General features: G+C 58.4%; 20 protein-coding genes and 2 pseudogenes. 6 read left to right on the top strand and 16 right to left on the bottom strand.

Annotated elements, in window-relative coordinates; all coding sequences use genetic code 11:
- Positions 1–234 (top strand): annotated as a pseudogene (locus tag HIJ39_RS25150) (site-specific integrase); the annotation flags it as partial.
- 169 nt (positions 235–403) lie between these two features.
- Positions 404–700, top strand: a pseudogene (locus HIJ39_RS25155) (tyrosine-type recombinase/integrase); the annotation flags it as partial.
- Between the two features lie 214 nt (positions 701–914).
- Here HIJ39_RS25155 and HIJ39_RS11155 read toward each other — a convergent pair.
- The 10 genes from HIJ39_RS11155 to HIJ39_RS11200 form a co-directional block, all read right to left on the bottom strand.
- Positions 915–4025, bottom strand: a complete 3111-nt coding sequence (locus tag HIJ39_RS11155; RefSeq protein WP_169099676.1) for a beta strand repeat-containing protein — start codon at positions 4023–4025, stop codon at positions 915–917.
- Positions 4026–4170: 145 nt separating this feature from the next.
- Positions 4171–5874 carry a hypothetical protein gene (locus HIJ39_RS11160; RefSeq protein ID WP_169099678.1) on the bottom strand — a complete coding sequence of 568 codons (1704 nt, stop codon included), beginning with the start codon at positions 5872–5874 and terminating at the stop codon, positions 4171–4173.
- 149 nt (positions 5875–6023) lie between these two features.
- Entirely contained in the window at positions 6024–6959 is a 936-nt protein-coding gene (locus HIJ39_RS11165) for a glycosyltransferase (RefSeq protein ID WP_169099680.1), read from the bottom strand.
- Between the two features lie 419 nt (positions 6960–7378).
- Positions 7379–8239, bottom strand: a complete 861-nt coding sequence (locus tag HIJ39_RS11170; RefSeq protein ID WP_169099683.1) for an ABC transporter permease — start codon at positions 8237–8239, stop codon at positions 7379–7381.
- 12 nt (positions 8240–8251) lie between these two features.
- Positions 8252–9196 carry an ABC transporter permease gene (locus HIJ39_RS11175; RefSeq protein ID WP_169099684.1) on the bottom strand — a complete coding sequence of 315 codons (945 nt, stop codon included), beginning with the start codon at positions 9194–9196 and terminating at the stop codon, positions 8252–8254.
- A gap of 23 nt (positions 9197–9219) precedes the next feature.
- The gene (locus HIJ39_RS11180; RefSeq protein WP_169099686.1) at positions 9220–10779 is read right to left on the bottom strand and encodes an ABC transporter substrate-binding protein; all 1560 of its coding nucleotides are present in this window, start codon (positions 10777–10779) and stop codon (positions 9220–9222) included.
- Positions 10780–10810: 31 nt separating this feature from the next.
- On the bottom strand, positions 10811–12187 hold the full coding sequence (locus tag HIJ39_RS11185; protein ID WP_169099688.1) for a family 4 glycosyl hydrolase: 1377 nt from the start codon (positions 12185–12187) through the stop codon (positions 10811–10813).
- Positions 12184–13095: a carbohydrate kinase family protein gene (locus HIJ39_RS11190; protein ID WP_169099690.1), complete on the bottom strand. Its 912-nt coding sequence runs from the start codon at positions 13093–13095 to the stop codon at positions 12184–12186. The genes HIJ39_RS11185 and HIJ39_RS11190 overlap by 4 nt, the downstream gene beginning before the upstream one ends.
- Positions 13085–14023 (bottom strand): amidohydrolase family protein, encoded by a 939-nt coding sequence (locus tag HIJ39_RS11195; RefSeq protein ID WP_169099692.1) that lies wholly within the window; start codon positions 14021–14023, stop codon positions 13085–13087. Before HIJ39_RS11195 ends, HIJ39_RS11190 begins: the two co-directional genes overlap by 11 nt.
- A gap of 11 nt (positions 14024–14034) precedes the next feature.
- A complete protein-coding gene (locus HIJ39_RS11200) occupies positions 14035–14688 on the bottom strand; it encodes a GntR family transcriptional regulator (protein ID WP_169099694.1) in 654 nt (217 codons plus the stop codon).
- A gap of 300 nt (positions 14689–14988) precedes the next feature.
- Here HIJ39_RS11200 and HIJ39_RS11205 point away from each other — a divergent pair, with 300 nt between their 5' ends.
- Positions 14989–15963 (top strand): DMT family transporter, encoded by a 975-nt coding sequence (locus HIJ39_RS11205; RefSeq protein WP_169099696.1) that lies wholly within the window; start codon positions 14989–14991, stop codon positions 15961–15963.
- Here HIJ39_RS11205 and HIJ39_RS11210 read toward each other — a convergent pair.
- From HIJ39_RS11210 to HIJ39_RS11225, 4 genes are read right to left on the bottom strand one after another with little or no spacing between them, the layout of a single operon-like run.
- The gene (locus HIJ39_RS11210; protein ID WP_169099698.1) at positions 15922–16755 is read right to left on the bottom strand and encodes an ABC transporter permease; all 834 of its coding nucleotides are present in this window, start codon (positions 16753–16755) and stop codon (positions 15922–15924) included. The genes HIJ39_RS11205 and HIJ39_RS11210 overlap by 42 nt on opposite strands.
- On the bottom strand, positions 16756–17676 hold the full coding sequence (locus tag HIJ39_RS11215; RefSeq protein WP_169099700.1) for an ABC transporter ATP-binding protein: 921 nt from the start codon (positions 17674–17676) through the stop codon (positions 16756–16758).
- Complete coding sequence (locus HIJ39_RS11220; RefSeq protein ID WP_169099701.1) at positions 17673–18716, bottom strand: hypothetical protein; 1044 nt, start codon at positions 18714–18716, stop codon at positions 17673–17675. Before HIJ39_RS11220 ends, HIJ39_RS11215 begins: the two co-directional genes overlap by 4 nt.
- Positions 18713–19237 (bottom strand): sigma-70 family RNA polymerase sigma factor, encoded by a 525-nt coding sequence (locus HIJ39_RS11225; protein ID WP_169099703.1) that lies wholly within the window; start codon positions 19235–19237, stop codon positions 18713–18715. The genes HIJ39_RS11220 and HIJ39_RS11225 overlap by 4 nt, the downstream gene beginning before the upstream one ends.
- A 202-nt stretch (positions 19238–19439) precedes the next feature.
- Between HIJ39_RS11225 and HIJ39_RS11230 the strand changes: the two genes are divergently transcribed.
- Entirely contained in the window at positions 19440–20771 is a 1332-nt protein-coding gene (locus tag HIJ39_RS11230) for an MFS transporter (RefSeq protein ID WP_338055151.1), read from the top strand.
- Between the two features lie 76 nt (positions 20772–20847).
- Here HIJ39_RS11230 and HIJ39_RS11235 read toward each other — a convergent pair whose 3' ends face one another.
- Entirely contained in the window at positions 20848–21558 is a 711-nt protein-coding gene (locus HIJ39_RS11235; protein WP_169099705.1) for a hypothetical protein, read from the bottom strand.
- A gap of 31 nt (positions 21559–21589) precedes the next feature.
- Here HIJ39_RS11235 and HIJ39_RS11240 point away from each other — a divergent pair, with 31 nt between their 5' ends.
- Positions 21590–21769, top strand: a complete 180-nt coding sequence (locus tag HIJ39_RS11240; protein WP_169099707.1) for a hypothetical protein — start codon at positions 21590–21592, stop codon at positions 21767–21769.
- 227 nt (positions 21770–21996) lie between these two features.
- Positions 21997–22299, top strand: coding sequence for a hypothetical protein (locus HIJ39_RS11245; RefSeq protein ID WP_169099709.1), 303 nt, complete (start codon positions 21997–21999; stop codon positions 22297–22299).
- 124 nt (positions 22300–22423) lie between these two features.
- Here the strand turns inward: HIJ39_RS11245 and HIJ39_RS11250 are convergent.
- On the bottom strand, positions 22424–22909 hold a 486-nt coding region (locus HIJ39_RS11250; RefSeq protein WP_207711630.1), incomplete at its 5' end, for a cytosine permease.

Raw genomic sequence — 22909 nt, forward strand, 5'->3', positions numbered from 1 at the left:
CTGAACGACCTGACCGTGCGCCGCGGTCCTTATACGGTGCGCAATCAAACCGGCTGCTTGCAGACCTTCCAAACCTTTTTAAGTAGCCAACACCCAGAGGCCTCCACGTGGACGGTCGAAGACGCGCTGACCCTGTCCCAGTGCCGGGCCTTTATGGCGACCTTGGCGAAACGCGGCCTCCGCCCCAAGACCTTGAAGGGGTATGTCATTGCGTTGCGTGGATTGATTCGCTTTCTCCACGACGAGGAGGTCTTGCCCGATGACTGGAGCATGAAGCTGCAAGGGCCCCGGGTGACGGAACGTCGGGCGGACCCGCTCACGCAGGAGGAGGCAACACTTCTTAAACGCCATACCCGGCTTAACCCCGGCGCAACTCCGCGACCGCTTGTTTTTCCAACTGCTGTTGGATACCGGCTTGCGGCTCAGCGAGATCATCTCGCTGGCCCTGCCGGACATCCGCTTGGACCAGCAGCTCCTCATGATCCGCCATGGCAAGAAGGACAAGGACCGGACGATTCCATTGACGGAGGTCCGGTCCCAGCAACTACAAGCCTATATTAAGGAGGTACGCCCGGCCTTTGTGCAGCCGACCTCACCCCCGAATCTGTTCTTGTCCGAGCTTGGGCGTCCGCTCCATCCCTGCACCATCCGGGACAAGGTCCGGCTGTATGCGCGCCGGGCGGGCATTCAACGCCGGGTGTATCCCCACATGTTCCGCGCCACCTTTGCCACCCGGTTGGACTTGGCGCAGGTGAACCTCACCGTGAAGGACTCATGGGTCACGCGAATATCCAGACCACGGCCCGGTATGTGGGCATTGCCGGGAAAGAGATGCGGGCGGCGATTGAGAAACTCAGCTGAGCGCAAAACGCGAGAACCGCCCCGAAGGGCGGTTCCACACATGCGGTTCTTCGTTAACCAGTCACTGTCACGCTCAGTGTCGCGGCAGAAGCCGTGTTCTGAGTCAGGGTTACGGTGTTGGTGTTACTCCCAGTTCCCTGGGCGACTGTCCAACCCGACACGCTTCCGCTCAGCGCAGAAACGATGTCCCCCGCGACCGTGGCGGCCGAGTCACCGGCAGTCACATTGACAGTTTTAGTAGCCAACGTGTTACTACCGGACTTCACCGTTACTGTTAGCGAACCCGTAGCGGTCGCACCAGAATTGACCGTCAAGGTGTACACCCCATCGGTCCCAGAAACGGCTGCAACGCCCGTGGTCGTTAATGTCGGCGTCAAAGTAAGTCCGTCAGCCGACGCACCACTTGACGTCACACTCGGTTGGGTGTTGGACGCTGTCTTTTGAGTCAACGTCACGTCGGACCCGCTCGAAGCAACACTGTACTTGCCGGCAACAGTGCTATTACTGCTAAGTGCCGACGCGATGTCCGCAGCCGCCGTCGAATCCGACTCTCCACTGGCTGACGGTGTCACCGAGACGTTTGTCCCGTCCACAGTTACCGTGTAAGCGGTGGTCCCAGACTCAGTGCCCGTAACCGCAATGGTCTCCACAGCTGGTGTACCCGACACCGCAGCCACTCCGTCAGTAGTCATAGACCCAGATGCACTAACGCCCGACGACGTCGGCGCGCCGTTAATGGCGAAGTTCGAGATGGCACCGTTCGACGCGCTATAGCCCGTCGTTACCGCACCAGCGGCCAAGCTCACCGTGGCGCCAACCGGCAGGGCCGAACCCAACGTCAACGTAACCGTTTGCCCGTTCACCGAGTCCTTGGTGACCGTGTCACCCGAGACCGTGAAGTCGGCAGTAGTGGCACTCTTGATGGCGCTGTCAAACGTCAGCGACACCGAGGAACCAGAACCGGTTGCGGATTCCAACGCCGGAGTCAACGAGCTCAGAAGCGGCTCCGTCGGAACGGTCGCGTTGCCACTAGTCGCGCCATCAACCCACACTTGGACGGCCCCTTGGTTGGCACCGATGGTGATGTTCGAGACATCCGAACCGCCCGCACTGGTCCGGATACCGGTTGCACCGGTCACGCCAATGGCTGCCAAGACCTGCTGCGCCGTTAGACCCACGGGAGCGTTGTTCGGCACAACGTTTCCACCGGCATCGGTCGTCTCGATCGTGAACGGTCCGACCACACCCGACGTGCTGAAGGTGTAAGCGGTGTTCAGTTCACCGGCCGGGTTCAACGTGCTGATCTGCGTCGGGGTCGTACCACCCGTCACGCCGATGGTTGTCGTCACACTCGGGGCGGAGGGGTTCGACAGGTCGGTAATGGTCAAGGTCGCAGAACCCGCTTCCTCGGCTCTAATCGTCGGCAGAGCGCCCCCGGCCGTAAACGTGGCGGCCCCGTTGGTGGCTCCCGTGATGCTCAGCACATTGCTGTTGCTGGTGCTGACTTGCAAGGTGTCACCCGCGTTCGCCACTTCGCCGATGGAGTTCAACGCGTAGGCGTACACATCCGCCACACCCATCGTTCCCGCTAACGTCTGACCCGAAGTAATGCTTGTGGGCAACGACAGGTTGTCGGCCGCCGTCGGGTAGTTCCCAGCCGTCGCTCCGGCCAAGCTGTTCAAGCCAATTGCGCTTGCGTAGGTACCGGCCTGGACCACCGTGTTCGTTTCCTCGGCCGCCGTGGCCTGGCTGTTGTACGACGCATCCAACTTGAATGTGCCCGACGCCCCGCTCGGCACCGACACGGTCACACTCGCGACACCCGAGGCGTTGGTGTCGACCACGTACGGGTTGCTGCCAGCCCAGTAGCTGCCCCCATCGATGGTCGCTCCGGCGCCATTTCCGTTGAAGTAGAAGTCGACCGGTACGTTGGCCTGGCTGACGGGGTTGCCCGCCGCATCCGCCAACTGGACGGAGTAGGTAATGGTCTTGCCAGCTTCCACGCTTTGCGAAGCCTCGGCATTGGTGAACTGCACCTGCGTGGCGGACCCTACCTGGAAGGCATAGGCGGCCGTCTCACTGGTGTTGGTGGTCGTGTCGTCAACCGTGATGGTTGCCGGGCTGCTCATCGCGCTGGTGTTGAACACCGCGAATTGGGCCTGACCTGTAGTGGCCGAGGTCTGCAAGGCACCACCCGTAATTTGGTTCCCTACACCATTGGCCGCCGAATAGTTGTAGTAGTACAACGCCTCCGTGCCGCCGTTGGCCGTGGTGCTGTCCGACAACGTCAGGTTGTCCTGAGCCGCGACGGGAATCCCATTGGCGTCCACGGTCTGCGCGGTGTACACCGTGTAGGTGGTGCCCGCCGGCAACGTGGTGCCGTCGACAACCATGCTGGAACTCAACGTCTCTTGTTGGCTGGTCAGCTTGAACGCCGAAGCCGGGGTGGTTTCGACACTGCCAATGCTAATGGGCATGGAGGTCAACCCGGCCGCCGAGGCCGACACCTGAATGGTGCCCGACACGCCCTGCACCGAGTACACCGGCAACGTGTAGTTCGAGCCCGGCGTGACGTACCGGCTCAGCGTTGTCTCACTGCTGCCATCCACGAATGATCCGGGTCCGGTGATCGTAAACGTGACATAGACCGGCGAGCCAGTGGTCATCGCCTGGTCGGCCTGGTCGTTGATACTAACCGACACCGGGTCTTCCGTCGCACTGTTGTTGCTGACGTTCGCCAACGTGGGCGTCAGGCTAATACTGGTTGCGCTGGGTGTACCATACGACAGGTCGGTGTTGCCATAGGCAATGGGCGAAACCGCTGCGCCTGTACCGTTCGCTCCCGACATGAGCTCCGCCGAGTTAATCGTTTCCGTGGTGTTCGGGTTGTTGGCGGGAGCGTCCAAGGTAGCCGTTCCCACACCATTGGTGAAGTTGACCCACACCCAGTCGTTGGTGCCGTTTGGCGTCCCATTGGTCCATGTACCGCCTGCGGTCGGAATGATAACCTTGGCCGAACCATTGAAGTTCGCCACCGTATTGCCGTTGGCGTCCACAACCGTCGCTGTAATGGTGTCGGTGGCCTGCCCGTCCGCAACCAACGAGGAAGACGCCGCGCTCAGCTTAACCGTAGCCGGGGCGCCTGCCTTGACGGTGAGATCCATTAGCAAATATTTTTCACCGCGCTAATCGTCTCCAATTCCTTATCTTATAAGGCTTTTGGCCGTTTCATGATTGCTTTGGGGAGAAAAATTTTTTGTCGACAAAGCTCAAAGGGGCTGCCCCAATATGGAGCAGCCCTTAGTCCCGCTATCCCTTAACGGTAATGACGAACGGTGTCGAGGGTTTCCATAGACCATCTTGGTCTGAAACCACAATGGTGTATTTGCCAGGGGAGACATCGACCGCTTGAAGAGCAACCGTCTGGGAGACGGCATAGAAGTCATTGGCCCCCGGTGCTACAGGAAAGCTTACCGGCCCGGTATACGGTGCCCCGTCCAACGTAAAGCCTTGGGCAGGATTGCCGTTCGCATCGGTAATGCTCACCACATAGGCGCTATTATCCAGACTAGCGGGATCCGGAAGACCACCGCTCTTCGTCACCTGCGTGAGGGTGAGCGTCGCAGTTTGACCATTGCTGAGGATGGCTGGCAAGGCGGACACCCCCATTCGATACGGCTGGCCACCCAACACTGCCGGCAGTGACGTGGAGACCGTTTTAAATCCCGAACCAGAAAGCCTTAACGTTACCTTCCCAGTCTCGGCTGCGATGGAGTAGATGGTGAGTGGCGTCGGTCCTGCCCCACCCGTGTATGTCACTGTGTTAGGCCCCTGTCCGAATCCTTCAAATTGGGCGGGTCCCTGAATGGTCGCAGCGAGCGTGTAGGTCCCCGACAACATCGGCTCGCCCACTTGGTCCACCACGGAAACCTGATAGTCGGCCTCGTTGGCGCTTTCATTGGCGATAAGATAGGTGTCGAGCGCCGTGAGTTTGATGGCGGCGGCTTTTTGGGCTTCCGTCGCAATGGTGGCCTTGCCGGAAAGTGATGGCCCATGGGGATCTTCCGCGGCGGACGCCTCAAGAGCATCCGCCGCAACAGCGCTCCCGGCTTGCAGTGTCATGTTCGCCATCCCGTTCTTAAAGGCGAGGGGAAGGCTCATTCCTTGATAGAGAGAAGAGAGCGCGCGTGGAGAAGGCCCCCAAGCCGAAACGGCACCTGCCGCGGTTGTGTCAGTCAGAGTCCCGGTCCCATTGAAGTTGGAGACGACGTCTCCCTCCGCATCGACCACAGCCATGGCCAGTGTTTCCGTTTCCGTCCCATCTGCTACCCATTGGTGCTGCCCCTGGTGAAAGCGAATGCCCACCGCGGGTCCGTAAACATCAAATGCCACCGGCCGGCTTTGCACCGCCGGACCGCCGGGCGTCTTCACATCAACCCACGCCCGATAGACGCCCGGCATGGACCATGCGTGGGCGAAATCCGCCGCCTTCTGAAACGGCGTGGTTATAATGGCGCTCTGGGGAGTTTTGATGTGGAATTGATAGAGTGGATGAGCAATATGACTGTCGCTCGCCGCAAGCTTCACTGTCGTTCCCTTAGCCGCACTGTCGACACTCGGCGATAATGAGACACTGCCGCCGACATAGACGACTTGCGGTGCGGAATACTGGGTTTCCTTCCATAGATGTTTCCAGAGAGCTTGGCGGGGCATGATTCGCACTTGGAGCGTATAAGTTCCGGGTCTGGAGAATCTAACCGAAAACCGGCTAGCCGGCCCCATGTGGTACAGGGCTTGCCAATGCCCATTTGGTGCTTTCATCCAAAGCGCGTCGTCTTCCGGTCCCTTCAAGCCCTGCTCCCCGGCGTTTATGGTCACAACCTGTCGAACCCGAACGTTCGTACTGGAGAGATGAAACCAAACCGTTGGCCTGGCTTGCGCCTCTGCCATGTTAGGAAGCAGGGACAACAAAACCCAGGGCACACCCATCGCGGCCCCTTTCCATCCGCGCATTTATTTGCGCCTCCTTAGGACTTTCTATTCAACACCTCATTTGCGTTGATACGGGATGTCTATTCATGAGTAGGCCGACACCATTCGACACCACCCATCGGTCGATTTCGTGAAATATTCGGAAAGTCCTTCTTTTTAATGAAGGGGTTTTAGCGGGAGGCTTCGATTCCTAGTGCCGTTCGATAGAGGTTGTCTAGCATTTCGGCGCTCTTTTTCCAGGAGTTGTTTTGGGCGTGTTGCAACCCCTGCTCTACGATTTGGCGTAAACGATCGGGCTCGGTGGTTAGCCGTTGGATGGCCGCCGCGGCTTCCGCCCAGTTTGAAGCAGGCAGCGCCGCATCGGGTCCCACGACGGGACAGCCTTCGGCTTCGGCCAGCAACTGGTACCAGGAAGACCGGGGATTCCGGGACACGGTGACAAACGCCAGCGCATCGGCCAGCTGTGCTCTGGTTTGATCCTCATCTCCCTGTGTCAACGGTTCAAGAGACAGTTCATCCACCCCCGCCTGCATGAGGGCGTCCTGAAGTAGCTGCTGATGGGGTTTCTCCACCACCAGCCTGGGTTCCTTGGAAAACCGAATCGCTTCGTTGGGGGCCTTGACCCCTGGAGGCACGACGATGATGCGGTCTTGCGGCACCCCGCCGGTCACTAAGCTTTCCTTCACGGCTTCCGATACGGCCACCACCCAGTGGGATCGGGAAAGCGCCCGTCGTGCCATCGTCCGCCGATAGGCAGAGGGTGCGACGTCCGGGACCTCAAACAGCAGGGCAATACTCGGTCGGCGGATAAACCAGGGAAGCGACGCCCCTTGCACCACGGCAGCTCCGTGGACGGCCTGGGGAAACGCCATCTGCTCCCACGTGAAGAAATTCGGGGTAATCAACAGATCAACGGGATGGATAAAGCGCATGCGGCGCAGCATCTCGGGGTCGGCTGTCAGGTCGCCGAATACATGGATGACGTAGGGTCTGGACATGAAGCCAAGTTCCGTCAGCAAGCGATTCAGGTACTCGCCCTCAAATCCCCGCTCGGCCTGCAGCGCTAGCCGTCCATCCACCGCGATGACGGGTTTCTCGTCGTCCATGGTGTTCCCCCTCCTCCGTCTGAAGCCTTTCAAATTCTACCCAATCCGCATCGGAGAGAAAAGCGGCAGGCCCGGTGAAAGGGCCTTGCAACCCGAAGGCTCGGTTCTTAATCCCATTGCATATCCGGCGAAGGATGTGGTCCACCGAGCCCGTAGGAGACAGTGCTTGGTCGCGTGGCTGGAATGAGGGCCACTTTGAGTCCAGGTATTCGGTGGCCTCCGAATCCGGACTGGATTAATGAGTGCCAGAAAATCCCCAGGACGTCCCGAAGACAAAAACCGGCAACACCCCCATGTCCACCGTCTTTTTTCGAAACAACCAAACAAAAAGGCCCCGTCTTGGGGGCCTCTCCGTGCGCGCTTAATGAGGCTGTTTAACGGTTATGGACGACCGATGAGTTTCTTTGACGTGTCACGCCCTAGAGTTCCTGCAGGCCTTGGCCCACGACCGTAACCGAAAATACGCTCAGCGCAATCGCCAAACTCGGCGCAAAGATGAGCCACGGGGCCTGGGAAAGATAGTTGACTTCGGAGCTGACCATAAATCCCCAGCTAGGGTTGGGCGGCTGAAGACCCAATCCCAGGTAGGCCAGCGAGGCCTCCACAATGACGGCATTGCCAATGCTCAAGGTAGCAAGTACCAGCGCCGGCTGAATAACCGACGGGAAAATGTGCCGCAACAAGATGCGCCCATGCCCCGCGCCTGCCGCGCGGGCCGCCTCGACGAAGGTCAATTCCCGCACGGTGAGGACCTTGGACCGCACCACCCGGGCAAATTGCGGCGAAAACACCACAGCGATGGCAATGATGGCGTTTAGCAAGCCTTGGCCGAAAATAAAAGCCAGGGCCATGGCCAGCACCAGCGGAGGCAGCACCAACACGGCGTCTATGATGCGCATCAGTACCTCGTCAATCACGGTTCCTTTGGCATATCCGGCCACCAGCCCGATAATCGTTCCCCCGATCAAGGCGGCCGCAATCGCACCCAAGCTCGCAAGAATAGAAGAGTTGGTGCCGTAGATAATTCGGCTGAGCACGTCGCGGCCCAATGAATCGGTGCCTAGCAGGTGATGCGCCGAGGGAGGCTTCAACGCCGCCGAGAAATTGGTGGCATTGGCCCCGTACGGCGCTATCCAGTGCGCCCCCAACCCACAGATGGCAATGATGACAATGATGGCCAGCCCAATGATGTTGCTCGGTCGCCGAAAGAACCGGCGAACCGAACGGGACCGCGCGCTGGCAGGCAAATCCGCGGCCTGATTCTCGAGAATGGCAGCCAAGCTCTTTCCCTCCTAGTGATACGAAATGCGCGGGTCGATGAACGCATACGCCAGTTCCACAACGAGATTCACGATGATGACCAGAAATGCCATAGCCAGCACACAGCCTTGGACAACGGGGTAATCCTTGTTGAAAATGCCGGTAACCAGCAGATTCCCCATTCCTGGGATGGAAAAGATATTCTCGATAATCACCACGCCGCCCATCAACAAACCGAGCTGGGTGCCCACAAATGTCACCATCGGGATCAACGCATTCTTGAATGTCCATTTCCAAATGATTCGCCGTTCCGTCGATCCGACCATGCGCATGGTGCGAATATAGTCACTTTGCGCCACCGATCGCACCTCAGTGCGGAGAATCCGCATCAGCGGGCTCATCATGCCAATCGCCAGCGTGAGTCCGGGAACAAAGTAGGCGAGAGGGTTGATCCAAACCGAGGTTCCGGTATGGGTGACGCCGGTGATCTGAAGCCAATGCAATCGATACGTGAAAATATAGATAAAAAGCAGCGCGATGACGAAGCCTGGGAGCACCACGCCAATCGTCGCCAGATAGAGGGAGATGCGATCCCACAGGCGCCCATGGTAGAAGCCGGCGAAGAGTCCCGCCGGGACACCGATGATGAGCGCGATGAGCAGGGCGACCAACGACAATTCGATGGTTCGCGGAAGACTTTGCAGGATGAGGTGCAACACCGGCTCTTGATAAATCATTGATGTGCCCAAGTTGCCCTGGACCAGTTGCCCAAGCCAGTCGAGATACTGCTGCCATACCGGCAGATTTAAGTGAAGCTGCTGATCCAACATCTTCACATCGCTCGGACTGGCTTGGACCCCTAGGATAACCACGGCAGGGTTGCCTGGTACGAGATGCACCAGGCTGAAGACAATGGTCGCAACCAGAAATGCTGTCGGTATACTTAAGAGCAACCGACGAATAAAATACTGAACCATGCCTTCATCCTCCCGAAAAGCTGTTATTGCGCGACCGACACCCGCCCGAGATACATGTACTCCGTCGGGTATACCGTGAATCCCTGCACGTTGTTGCTGACGCCCATCAGAATCGCCGGGTTATTGAACACCACAATCGGCAGATCACGGTTCATCAACTGCGCCACTTGCTGGTAATCCTGTGCCCGTTGCGCCCGGTGCGGGGTAGCCAATGCCGCGTTGAGCAAACGGTTCACGGTCGGGTCATTGTATCCGTTTTTGACCACGTCGGCACTCGACTCGTCAAAGATGTAGGTCGAGCTATTGGGATCCAAGGAGCCGCTCATGTTGACGAAGTCCGCCTGGTAATTGCCCGAATTGAGATTGGTCAAATAGGTCGACGTGTCCAGCAGCTGGATTTTCATGTGAATCCCGACCTTCGCCAACTGCGATTGCAGGATCTGGGTTAGCTGGATGTACTTGTTGGTGTTTTGCGCCTGCACGGTGAACGAGAAGCCGCTCGGGTTGCCCGCCGCTTGCAATTCCTTCTTGGCTTGCGAAGGGCTGTAGGGCGTCTTCAGCGACGCGTCATAGGCCCATGAGGATGGCGAGAACTGACTGTTGGCAATGGCGCCTGTCCCGTCAAAGACCAGCTTCCGAATCACCGCTTTGTTGACCGCGTACTGGATGGCGCGACGATTGTGGACGTTGCTCAACGGCCCCGAGGTGGTGTTGATGTTCATGCCGAACCATCCCAGCCCCGCCACTTTGGCAACGTGGGCGGTGGATGACTGCACCTGGCTCAACTGACTCGGGTCCAGAACATCTGCAATCTGGACCTGCCCATTGTCGAGGGCATCCACCAGCGTGCTGGCGGAGAGGATGGGGTCAAAGACCACCTTGCTTACCTTCGGCTCCCCGGCCTTGAAATAGTGGGGATTGCGCACCAATGTGATGGCTCCATTGGGAACCCAGCTCTTGAAGATGAACGGTCCCGCTCCCACCGGATGCGTGCCATACGACTTGCCCTCTTTTTGAATGGCGGTGGGCGACGCAATCATACCCACCGGTCCCGTCAAGTTGTCCTTGAACGGGGCGAAGGCGGTCTTGAACGTCACCGTGAGCTGATATGGGTTATTCACGGTAATGCTCTGGATGGGTCCCAGGTTGCTCGCCTCTGGCGATGCCGTAGCGGGATTCAGGATCCGTTCCCAGTTGTACTTGACAGCGGCCGCGTTAAAGGGCGTGCCGTCCGAGAACCTGATGCCCTTCTTGAGCGTGATGACATAGGTCAAGCCATTGGAACTCACGGAGATGTTCGTCGCCATGTCCGGCACGATGGTGCCCGACGGGGTGATTTGAAACAGCGATCCGTAGATGTTCTGCATGATTTGCAGATCGAGAGCGGTATGCGACAGTGCGGGATCGAGCGTTTCCGCCGTGGTATAGGTGCCCACCGTCAAGGTGCCGGATTTCGCGGAGGCCGTGGTCGCACCACTGGTGTTCCCCGTAGACCCGTTTGCTGACGATGTGGCGCCACAGCCGGCTAGGACACTCGCGGCCAACAAGCTAATGATGCCGGCGGTCCATGCTTTCTTGATCATGCCTATTTCCTCCTTCAATGTGACAGGCTAATTAACTAACCCAACGCGGCGCTTCGGGCAGCTGGCTGCGTTGCCTGACAATCTGCCAGGCTTTTTCCTGGTCGCCGTCCAGAATCGGATGTTGAGCTAATGCCACTGCCGAATCGTCGATGCGGCGCGAATTGGCGGCCTTTACCGTCGCCAGTTCAAACTGCTTAGTCTCTTTAATCAACGCCAAGCACCACGGTGCCACACGAGATGTCAAAGGAACCGGCTTAATCTTCTGATGCTCCACCTCACACGCACACTCAATGACGGCATCGGCCCCAATCTCTGGCAATAGGCCGTGGGAGGGGACATTAATGACCGTGCGGCTGCGCTGCTCGCCCATCAATCCTTCCATTAAGCGAATGGCGATTCCCTCATAACCCTCGCTGTTGAACAGACTGTCCGGATTGAGGCCACGGGGAAAGGCACTCCCCGTCTCATTGGCCAAATAGGAATTCGAACGACCCGTAATCACTTGACCGTAAAGCCGCCATGCCTCGTCGATGGCCCCTTGGGCCACCAATTGCTGCAATTCCGGGAAGAAGCTCTGCATGCTTGCCTGGATAATCTCCCCACGGCTCGGACGGTCCTGCGTCCGCAACACCACCTCCCTTGCATGTAGATAGAAGTACACATACTCCGTCGGCAAACTGGCAAACCGCTGAATTTCTTCTGCCGTAAAGAAGCTGAGCGGCCGGATGGCCTGAAGAACTTGGGGCAGCTCATTCAGAAGCTTTGGGAGCATGTCCACGCCTTGATGCGTAATTTTCGTGAACCATCCCAAATGGTTGAGCCCGGCCACCTCCACCTCCAGGGCATCGGTTGTGACGCCAAGGTATTCCGCGATCTCCATCTGCAGATGGTACGGCGTATCGCACACCCCAACGAACCGGGAATCCCCCGCCTGATGGACCGCCTCCGTCACAATGCCGGCCGGATTGGTGAAGTTGATAATCCACGCGTCGGGCGCTATCTCCCGAATGCGCTGAACGTAATCAAGCGTCACCGGAATGCTGCGAAGGGCCATAAAGAACCCGCCGGGTCCCACCGTCTCTTGGCCGAGCACGCCACTGTCCAAAGCACACCGCTCATCCAACGCCCGAGCGGCCTCGCCCCCGATGCGATAGGTCAGGAAGACGAAGTCGGCCCCCGCCACCGCCTCAGGCAAGGAACGACGGGGATTAAACACCAAGGCGCTCCCCATCTTCGCTGCCACGTGGCGGGACACGGCCAAGAGTGCCTCCATCCGGGAAAAATCCGGGTCATAAAGGTCAATCTGGCGCACGTTCAGCTCCGCCGCATGCCGAATCAGTCCATAGACCAACCGCGGGGTCCGAAAGGCGCCGCCGCCGATGATTGTGAGTTTCAACCCGCCTGTCATTTGGCTCCCTCCCGCAACCCCAAGTGTGCTGTGACATCATTCCAATTGGGCGCCCCCGTGCTCCCACCAACCTTGCGAACCGCTTGGGCTGCGGCCCACGTGGCCGCGGATAGACGATCACGCAAATCCAGGGCTCGCAGCGCGCACGCCAAGTACGTTGCGGCAAACACATCACCGGCGCCGGTCGCATCCACCATGATGGCCGGCTCGGCGGGAACCTCAATGAACTCTCCGTCCACCAAGGCAGCCACTCCCTCAGCGCCCCGCGTGACCACGACCTCGGGCACGGCCTCTCCTAAAATGCCCAGCGCCCGAACAAAATCGGTTTCGCCGGTGACCAAGAGCGCCTCCGGAACATTGCAGAACAGGTAGCGCGCATAGGGAAACAATTGCTTCAAGGACGGCGACACCAGGAACTCGGGATGCCAGGAGAGGGACAACGCCACCGGCACCGAATGGGCAAAAGCTGCCGCGGCCACAGATCGCGCGTGCGGGTGTCGGGCCGACAACAGCACCAAATCGCAACCGTCCTGCAACTGCGATTCCACCCGCTCCGTGGGGTCTGTCAGGGGATGGGTGTAGGACACAATCCCCCGGTCTCCGCTCCAGTTGAGAGCCACGGCAATATTGGTGCGGTCAGAGCGAAAAACCGCGTCAGTCGAAAGACCCTCGCGCTGCAGTCGCGACACGAGCGTCGCGCCCAACTCGTCCTCACCGATATCCGTTACCAACTGGGTGGAAATGCCGAGCCGATTGAGCACGATGGCGCTAATGGCATAGCCGCCCGGGGCCCACGACGCATTGCCGACATGCACTTCTTCGCCGGCCGCGGGCAGTCGGGACATTTCCGACATCACAATATCGACGAAGGTCGGCCCCACCACCAAAGCTCCCGGATTACGACTCATGGTTTGCTACACCCCCGGGATGTAGGATCCGCCATGCGTTGTCGTAGAGAATCTTTTGCAGGTCAGCGTCCGGCATCCCGTTGTAGCGGGCTGCGCGGATCAGGTCTTGGACATAGCGAACCGCAAATCCACGGGGAAAGTAGCTAGAGTCCGAACCAAAGATAATGCGGTCTGGACCGAAGGTTTCGTAAGCCTTTTGCAGCAGACTTTCCAACGTCAGCGGATAGGGCATCCAGCGGATCCATTGGTTGGATCCGGAGGTGTCGACATGCACATTTTCATGGGCCCATCCCAACTGCAGCAAGTCGCCCCAATATCCCGCACCAAAATGCGGAATCACAATGGGAATCTCCGGGAAGGCGCGAGCTACGGGATCCACGGTGAGCGGGCTCATGCGCGGATGGTAAACGATACCGCCGCCTCCCCCTAAAACCCCGAAGTGAATCAAGAGGGGCACCCGGTGTTTGGCCAGCAATTCCCAGATGGGCCAATAGGCCGGGTCGTCAAAGGGACGCTCAAGTTGCGGGCCGAACATCTTAAAGCCGCTGAGCTTCAGATCTTCGATGTCATGGGTAATTTTTTGCAAGGCGTCGGGATCGTCCGGGCTGATGTGCGAAAAAGAAAAGATGCGTCCCGGATTGTTCGCTTGGGCTGCCGCCATGAACTCAGACCCCGCCCCGGTGACGAAGACCACCCCTTCTAAGTTATAGCGTTTGATTTCGCCGAGCCACCGCTCGAGGACCACCGGCGGTTCCGGAACTTCCGGCTCAGGCGTCGGAAAATCCCACGCTTCCATCATCCAACGATATTGCCGTTGCCCATATGTAAGCTCACTGTCCGGCGCGCCCGATGCACGCTCAGTACGGCGGTTGCTCCGAACCGCAAAGTGAATATGAAAGTCGAGAATCCGCCACGACTTTTTCGGCATTGCAAGGCCCCCTACAAGATGTTTTTGGTTTCGCGGAGTTGTTGACGAAGTTTGGAAAGCAGCGAATCCCTCAAATGCCGCAAATGGACCGTCATGTGGGCTCGCGCTAACGGGGCATCGTGATGCCGGACCGCCAAGATGATGGCCTCATGTTCATGCGCGATGGACCGCATCAACTCGTCATCCAGTTGCGTGTAATTCAACGCGCGAGCTGTCTGGTCGAGTAGCACCTCCAGCGAGGACGCCATGCGCGGCTTGGCAACTCGGGCATAGAGGGTACGGTGAAACTCAATTTCCGCGGTAATCGCCGGCATCTCCTCAGACTGCCCGGCGGGAACCGTCATATCGGGCAATGCCGCCACCGTCTGAATCAGGTCATCCTCGATAAGCGTCCGGAACTGGAACACCTCAATGATGTCCTGCAGCTCAATGGGTGAAATAACGTATCCGATCCGGCTATAGGGCTTGACCATGCCCACGAAGGTCAAATATTGCAGCGCCTCTCGAACCGGCGTTTTGCTGACACCGAGTTCTTCGGCAAGTATTTTTTCTTGCACCACATCTCCCGGTCGCCACGCGCCCTGCACCAGGCGGCGTCGACATTCAGCGAGCACCTCATCCCGGGATAGCGAACGAACGCGTTCCCCATCGAATCGGTTGGCCATCCAGCTCTGACCTTTCATGGATATATTTAAGATATTGCGATCTTATACTATGGATGCATTGTCTGTCAAATATATTGATTTCTTTATTCTTTAACGAATTAGAACAGTATCGACCAGAAATTTGGTCCGTGAAGGCTCGCCGGACGGCGATCCCGCCCGCTTCCACCTGCTGACGCGCCATTCTCCGACAGGCCTCGCCACTTATTGCCATTCACGGAATTCGTTTCTCCCGACGCTTCCCTTCCGTTGCCCATTTTCCTAGAATGGTCATAATATCTTCCTCAATGAGAAAGGGACAACATGGTTGAACTAGACGCCGTCCATGGACGGGAGCGGCCCACGCCGAAACGGCGCCGCACCTTTTGGTGGGGCCTCTTAGCGTTGGGTTTGGTTACTGCCATTTGGGGCTACAGCAACGTGGTGATTCGTGAACTGGAATTGAGCCTGCCCCCGGCCGCCTTTTTGCTTTTGCGCTACGGACTGGTCGGTGTCTTCGCGTTGCCGTGGGTATTGAGGGGACCGCGCATTCATGCCAAGGCCTGGGCAGGCGGACTGGCCACGGGCGTATTTCTTGCCGGCACCACCTTGACGCAAGCCATCGCCATGCGCTCCATCTCGGTGGATAGCGTCGCCTTCATTACTGCCGTCTATGTGGTCCTTACTCCGTTAGCCATGGCGCTTTGGCAGCACCACCGCCCTCACCGTATCGTCATCGCCGCCACCTGGGCGAGTCTCCTCGGGGTGGCCTTGCTTATCGGCCATGTGGATGTCACAGCGGCGGTCGGCACGCTCTGGGCATTGGCTGCGGCGATCTTCGCCACCGTCCAGATTATTGGCACCGCCGAGGTCTCGCGGGTGATGACCACCCTTCAGCTGGCAGTCATTGAAGCGCTCGGCGCCGCGATTACCCTGGCCATCTATCTGGCCGTTACCGGCCAGTTGACGCATCACCTATTTATCGGCCTTGCGCTCCATCTTTCCGGACCCGTCATCTGGCGGCTCGGCTATTTGGCCGTCTTGGGCACGCTGGTTGCCGGGTGGCTTCAGGTTTGGGGACAACGGCGCCTCACGGCCACCGAGGCGGCCTTGGTCTTCAATCTGGAACCCGTCTGGACCGCCGTCTTCTCCTGGCTGGTATTGAGCCAGTTTCTTCTCTGGCTGCAGCTTCTCGGGGCCGGTCTCATCTTAGCCAGCCTCATGGCACTGTCCTTTACGGCAGAAGACGCCGCGGATTTAGAGATCCTTGACCCCAAACCGCCATACCGCGAGCATTAGCATGCCGGCGGTATAGACGAGGGCGTAGAGCACCATGCCCTCCCCGGGTGGGTGCACGGCGCCAAAAGGCCCGAGCAGCGTGTCCGCGCCAGGAAACACGTGGTTGCCCATAATTTGAAACAGCGCCCGCCGGTACAGGGCATCCGTCGGCATGAGAAGGCTGGTAATCCAGCCAATCACGGAGAAGGCCGGCGCCGGGTTGGTGAGAGCGCCCAACTGCTGGAGCGATCCTCCCAGGAAAGCAATGAGGACAGCGGAGGATACCACGATGCCGTTGGTCATGGTGGCCGCTAGGATGGACCCCAAAATGGTCACCGTCCCGACCAAGAGCCCTTCCAACAGGAAGTCCCCATACGCGGCCAATAAGCTCCCAAAGGCGCCCGCCACACCGCCAAACTGCGCTTGATCAATCAGCACCACGCCCCAAAACAGGAGCGAGGCATAGACCAGGGTCACCAGGGACAACCCCATCCACTTCCCCAGCACAATTGCCGAGCGGTGAATGGGCCGCGGCACGACCGCCAAGATGGTGCCATCGTCAATTTCTGCGGAAATGCTGGCCACGAAAATCAACACGGCGAAGAGCGCAATCATGACGTAGCTGGCAAAGAGCCCAAGAAAGAGATAGGTTAGAGCGGCAATGGAGCGAGCGCCCGGCACGTCGGGCGGAAGGCCGACCCATTTGAGAAACAGAAAAAAGAGCAACAAAAAAAGACCGGTAAGCCCCCCGGCCGCCACCAACAAGCGCTTGCGAAGCGTTTCTTTCAGGCTGTAGCGCGCGACAACCCCCATCTAGCGCCCATCCTTTCCAATCCGTTGCAAAAACCATTCCTCCAACGAGGAATGCTCCGGGGCCACTTCGTAAAGCTTAACACCGCGTGCAACGAGATCCGCCACCACTTGGGGCAATCCCTCCCGGACGATCTGCAACGCCATCACGGCTTCGCCCGGACGTTCACCCCATTGTATCACGGCCCCCGGATTTTTTGCTTGGATTTCGGCGGCACTCGCTTCCGTCAATCCCCCAAGATTGAGCTGGTATCCTCGTACCGTTCCATAAATGGCGTCCTGCAGCGACCCTTGATAAAGGATGATCCCTTTGTCAATCAGCGCCACGGCGTTGGAGAGCCTCTCCACATCGGAAAGCAGGTGGCTGTTCAAAAAAATGGTGACTCCGGCTTGGCGGAGTTCGTTCAATATTTGACTTACCTCATAGCGCCCCACCGGATCTAATGCCGACGTGGGTTCATCCAGAAAGATGATCTCGGGATTTCCCACCATGGCCACCGCCAATCCCAGCCGTTGCTGAAGCCCCTTGGAAAATCCCCGCACTCGGTCATGACCCCGATCTTTAAGGCCAACTTTTTCCAGCAGCTGTGCACGCTCTTCGGCGTCCACCGCCACCTTCAGAAGACGTTGATGATAGGTGAGCACTTCGTCAGCCGTAAGCCAGGGCGGAAAGCGGAAGAGCTCCGGCAAATAGCCGATGTGGCGGCGGGCAGCCAACTCGCGAAAAGAAAAGCCGAAAACCCGAGCGCTTCCTGCGCTCGGGTTGACGAGGCCCACCAGCATTTTCACCAACGTGCTCTTTCCGGCTCCGTTCGGTCCTAAAAGCCCAAATATCTGGCCTTGATCCACCGAGAGGTTCACATTCTCAACCGCGGTTCGGCGGCCGTAATGCTTGCTCAAGCCGAGCGTTTGAATCGCCTTCATGGCAGCAGCTGACTAACCTGAGCCTCAAACTGGCTCATGGAAATGGGCTGGTGTTGATGCTCGGTCACGAGCACCGCCACCCCGTTTTGAATCCACGCTTCGCCCGCCACGGTGCCGCTCTGATTCTCATCGGCAATCCGCTGGGTCCCCGATACCTGAAGATTTTGGGGGTGCCCCGGCAGTGGCACGATTAAGGTGTCCTTCCAGTTGGACATGCGGGCGACCGCGTCCTTCAGCGACGTGGGCATGAAAGGCAAGTTTTCCAGCGCACGGGCCACCTCTTTGACCGGCACCTGTCCGGGCACCGCCACCGTGGGCTGCGGAACCTCCTGAATCTTCCAGTTGCCATGCGTTAAGGTCGCTTCCGCCGGGACCACCACCGTAAAGGGACGGTTGTTGAGGCTCATCGGGAAAAAGTCATGGCCGCCTTCTATCTGAATCAGCTGGTTGATATGCGGCACGTTCAACCTGAGCGTCACCCGCATGCCGGTTTGCACTTGCGCGGCCGGAGCCGCACCCCAGGCTTTGGGCCATACATTGGGCATGTTGAAGCTCTTAAGATTTGACGCTTGCACGGTTTCGTCTTTCACGGGACCAGATACCTTGATAGAGCCATAGTGCGCCAGCGTCACCCGGCCACCCTGTGAGAGGGTACGGGAGAGAGCGGACAACTCCGTCGGCGAAACCCCCACGGTCCCGATGCTTTTCACCTGAAAGAGCGACCCGACGGCCGCCAAAGCCCCATGGCCCGCCGTCTGAAATCCCGCGCCGAGCCCCACCAGAATGGCCGCGGCGGCTGCGGCAGGCCACCAAGCGGAAGCCACGCGCCGTGGGCGCGCAACCGTATGGACGGCATCCAGCGCGCCGTCGGCAACCCAAACAGTTTGGCCAATCTCGTCAAAAATTTGTTGGCAGGACACGCACTGCCGCAAATGGGCACCTAGGCGCTCTCGGTCCTCAGGGCGTCCCTCCCCGTCAAAAAACGCCATCCATTGCCCTTCGTCAGGACAGAGGCGCTCCCACAAGTTCGTGGTTTTCATGCTTGTACCTCCCGGGCTGGGCTAGAACCCGCGTTGTCGCCCAAATAGGCCTGTTTCAATTTCTTCAGCGCTCGGATCAGTATGACGCCCACCTGTTCGACGGGACAATTAATCTTTTCCGCAATTTCCTTATACGAATACCCCGAGTGGCGCAAAAGCAAAGCCTTTTGATCACGCTCGCTCAACGCCCCCAAACTTTGCTGCACCCGTTCGCGGTCAAATTGTGTCATCGTGACTTCCTCCACGGTGGGAGCCTGATCCGACATCGATATCCGCTCCGTCACGCGCTCTTCCACCTTGACGCGGCGAACGTGATCCAGCGCCAAGTTGTTGACCACGGTGCGAAGCCAGGCGGCCACCCGATTGGTGTCTCGGGGCGGCTTGGTCATGAGGCGGATAAACGCCTCCTGCACAACCTCCTCGGCGATCTCGCGGCTTCCCACGATGTAGCTGGCGTGGCGCACCAGGGCGGCGAACTCGGTTTCGTACAAACGATGGATCGTCGACTCGACATCCGCCATCCGGGACCCTCTCCCTTCTTCACCCCTAAAACGCGGGGGTGATCAGAAATATAACCGGCGCCAAAAAATTGGGCGAAAAAATCGCTTAATGACCATTATATCCGAACCTTGCTGCGGCTTCGATGGACCGAAGGGCCAACCGAGTAAAGCCTTTCCATTTGGGAAACACTCTGGACAGGTCTGCATTTAAGGAGGATTTTTCGTGGCTACAAAGGAGCACAACATCGCCCCGAAAGAGCAATGGACGCCGGCGGATTCGTGGGCGTTTTGGGCCTTCGGCATCGGCATGTTGATGGAAAACTACATCTTTTCTCTGGCTCCCATTGCTACCGGCTGGGTCAGCAATATGCCCAAAAATTTGACCTCACTATTGCTGTCGTGGGCTCCAATATGGCTCATTATCGGCATCGCCGTGGCAGGGCCCATTTCGGATCGCCTAGGCCGCAAAAATACCTTTTATGTCACCATGACCCTCTACGGCATCGGCGGGTTAGGGCTTATTTTTTTGAGCTCGACCTACGTCACCTTGCTGGTTTTTCTGGCCGTACTGCTCTTTGCCTCGGGCGGTGAGATGAACACCATCATGGTTGCCTCGCATGAAATGATGCCCCGTCATCATCGCAGCAAAACCATGATGCTAGAACTTAACTTCATCAATCTAGGCGGGTTGCTCTTAGCCATTCTTTCCATGACCACCCGCGCCTGGTCGCACTCGGTGGAATTGGAGAAGGTGAGTGTCGGCATCGCGCTGTTGCTTGTGTTGGTGGTGCTCCTATTTGCTCGAGTCAACACGCCGGAGTCATTGCGTTGGCTGGTGCGGCACGGGGCGAAAGAAGAGGCGCATCATCAAGCCCTGAAATACTATGGCGCTGAGGAAGGCGAGCGCCGCTATCAGGCGGTCATTGAGCCGCCAAAGCGCCAGGTGAACAATCAGTATCTCAAAGTCAGTGTGGGGATCAGGCTCTATGCCACCATGGCCACCGCCTTTGCCGGCGCCGCGGGGTTCGGCATCTTCACCTATGTTGTGGCGCCGTACTATTATCAGAGCCTGACCAGCCAGATTATCTTTGTGGCTGGGTTGGTGGGATTCATCACCGGGTTTATTGGGCTCTGGGGGAATAGGTTAAGCCGCAAGCACCTTTTGCTGTGGGGGTATCTCGGCACCTTCGTGTTTGCCTTCATCATCTATCTCACCACCGGCACCTGGACGAAAAATTTGGACCTGTTCTGGGTTTTAGTCGTGCTCTTCAACATTTTCGTCGCCGTTGGGTACATTACCGAGGACACCTTAAAAGGCGAGGTATGGCCCACCAGGTCGCGCGGCACCTATACCGCCTTGGTTCGCTTTGTCTCCATCGGCCTCTACATCGGCACCATCTATCTCACCGCCCACTACAGCCTCAGCCACACCTTGCTCTTCAATGCTGTGGTGTGGGCGATCGGCGCGTCCGGCGCCGTGTTATGGTTCTTTAAGGGCCTTGAAACCGGCCGGGGCGTAGCCATCGAGGAAGCCTCAAACGAGACCGAAGCCTAATGCTAAGGCTTTTTGTTGCTGGCAGGCAGCGCTGAAGCGCCGTTCGAACATCCCGGCGATTGCTGTAAGAGATCGATTAGAAATAGAGATTCTGGCTGGTAGGCCAGCCTTTAAGGCCCATCGTCATCTCTATCGCCCCAATGGCGGAATGATAGTCGGACACCCGATACAGGACATCCCCGACCTGAAATCCGACGACCGTATGGTCTCCGTCGCCAGCGGCCAACACCACCATCACGCCACGGGTTGCCGGCAATTTCTGGCCAGCAAGGCACTGGACAATTTTTTTGGCCTCACTTTCATCGATGCTCGGTTCGCCCACCACCTGCAACGTCCATTGTCCATCCGTCCACTGAATGATGCCCGGATCTTGGTAGACTTGGCCTACGACGCCGCCTCCGAGACTAATGCTGTTGACTGGAGACCCTGCCTTGGGCGCATATAACGCGTGCTCCAGCACCGCCTCCGCTTGGCTGGGGGTTTGATATTGGGTGGCGCCGAATCCCCCAAAATCATTGGCCAGCCCGGAATTCTGCGGAGTGTTGATGGTGGGGTTGTTCACGGAAAGAGGTGTCACGGTTAGTTGCAGGTGCACGTGATAGGCGGCGGCCAAGGCCGTCGTTTGAGCGGCCAGATAGAGATGGCCTTCTGACCCGCTTATCGGGATATTGCGAGGTGCCGCCAACGGCAGTTGAGTCCGATTCTGGATGGCCGCCATGGCCTGATTCACGGCGGGAAGAAACAGCCCCGCACCCGGAAGCGTCGGGCCCGGTGTGCTGCTGGACATTGGCGAGGCAGCTTGCGGTGAGGACTCCGCGGTGCTGGAGCTGGGAACCGATGACGACGACGCTGAGGGCGTGCTCTCGGTCGGCGACACCTGTGGACTCGGGGAGCTGACGTGGATTGAAGACGTGGGGCTGACGCCGCATCCAGCCAAACTCGAGATTGCCAATATGCTTCCTACGACAAGCGCACCGGTTCGTTGCCTCATGCCCTAGCTCCCTTCTTTTTCGAGAAAAACGAATGGAAAGGGCGCCAGGTTACACCAGTTAGAGCCGCATCTCGTCGCCGAGACGAAGTCATATTCTCCTCGCAAGAGCCATCCAACTTGGGAAGGTATGGTATGATTACCATGAATCCTCTGATAATCTGACAATGATGCCGTTCCCTACGCTTCGCTTCCCCCTTTTCAACACCGTATGGGGCGCGCCCGAGGAGGATCAAGATGTCGCACGGGCCGACAATCCACTGGACCTATTATCGCGTCCGCCCCCACGCGGAGTTGCGTTGGCTACAGCGTGCCCTCCCCAATCTGACGGATCCTGTTGAACTCAGCCAAGCGGTGAGTCAGTCCCGTTTTTGGGGACGATGGGGCCATCTCTACATCCGTGTCTGGCACAACTATGCGTTTCTCTTTGCCTGGCAGGAACCCTGGCCGGAAACCAAACCAGCCCCGGCGGTGCTCACCTCCGTGTGGCCACTGGAATGGGTCGAGCGAAAGGCACTTCACTCGCCGGAAGGCGCCTGAGTCCATCCCCCATAGTCAGATCACGGCTATCCCTCCGGATAACCCGCGGGCACACTGCTACGTAACGCGTCAGCCCCCTCTTGGCCGGCTGCGCCAACAAGGGGGCTCGTTAATCGTCTCAGGGTCAATGCGAACGGAACAGCTCGCCTCGGTTGGAAAGCCGCCAGATTCCGTATATCAGTCCCGACACAAGAAACCCGAGCACATAATTGAGCGACGAACCCTGAAAGATGCCAACCGCCCAGGGACCGTTGAACAGCGTGCTGGAGGTGGTCAAGAGCGAGGCCGCTAGCCCCAACATCCAGGCGATAAAGGTTGGCCATCGTATGAGCGGTTCGTCTCTACCCGCGCCCCGGGCCAAACGGGGCGTCTCCCAGAGAAAGATGGCCGCCCATGGAGAGAGTACTCCAGCGAGAATGGAGAGAAACGATTCAAAGGTGCCGATAAAGCCGGTGGCGTGAAGCAAGACGATCAGGGCCACCCCAATGGATAATACGGCGTCGACAAAGATAGTCCGGGATCGGGGAAGTTTAACTGGCGGAAAATCCCAAAATCTGCTACACCAAGGGTATGAACACGAAAATACGAGACTCCAACAGGGGCGCGTACG

The organism is Sulfobacillus harzensis (genome assembly GCF_012933365.1).
GTDB classification, from domain to species: Bacteria; Bacillota; Sulfobacillia; order Sulfobacillales; family Sulfobacillaceae; genus Sulfobacillus_B; species Sulfobacillus_B harzensis.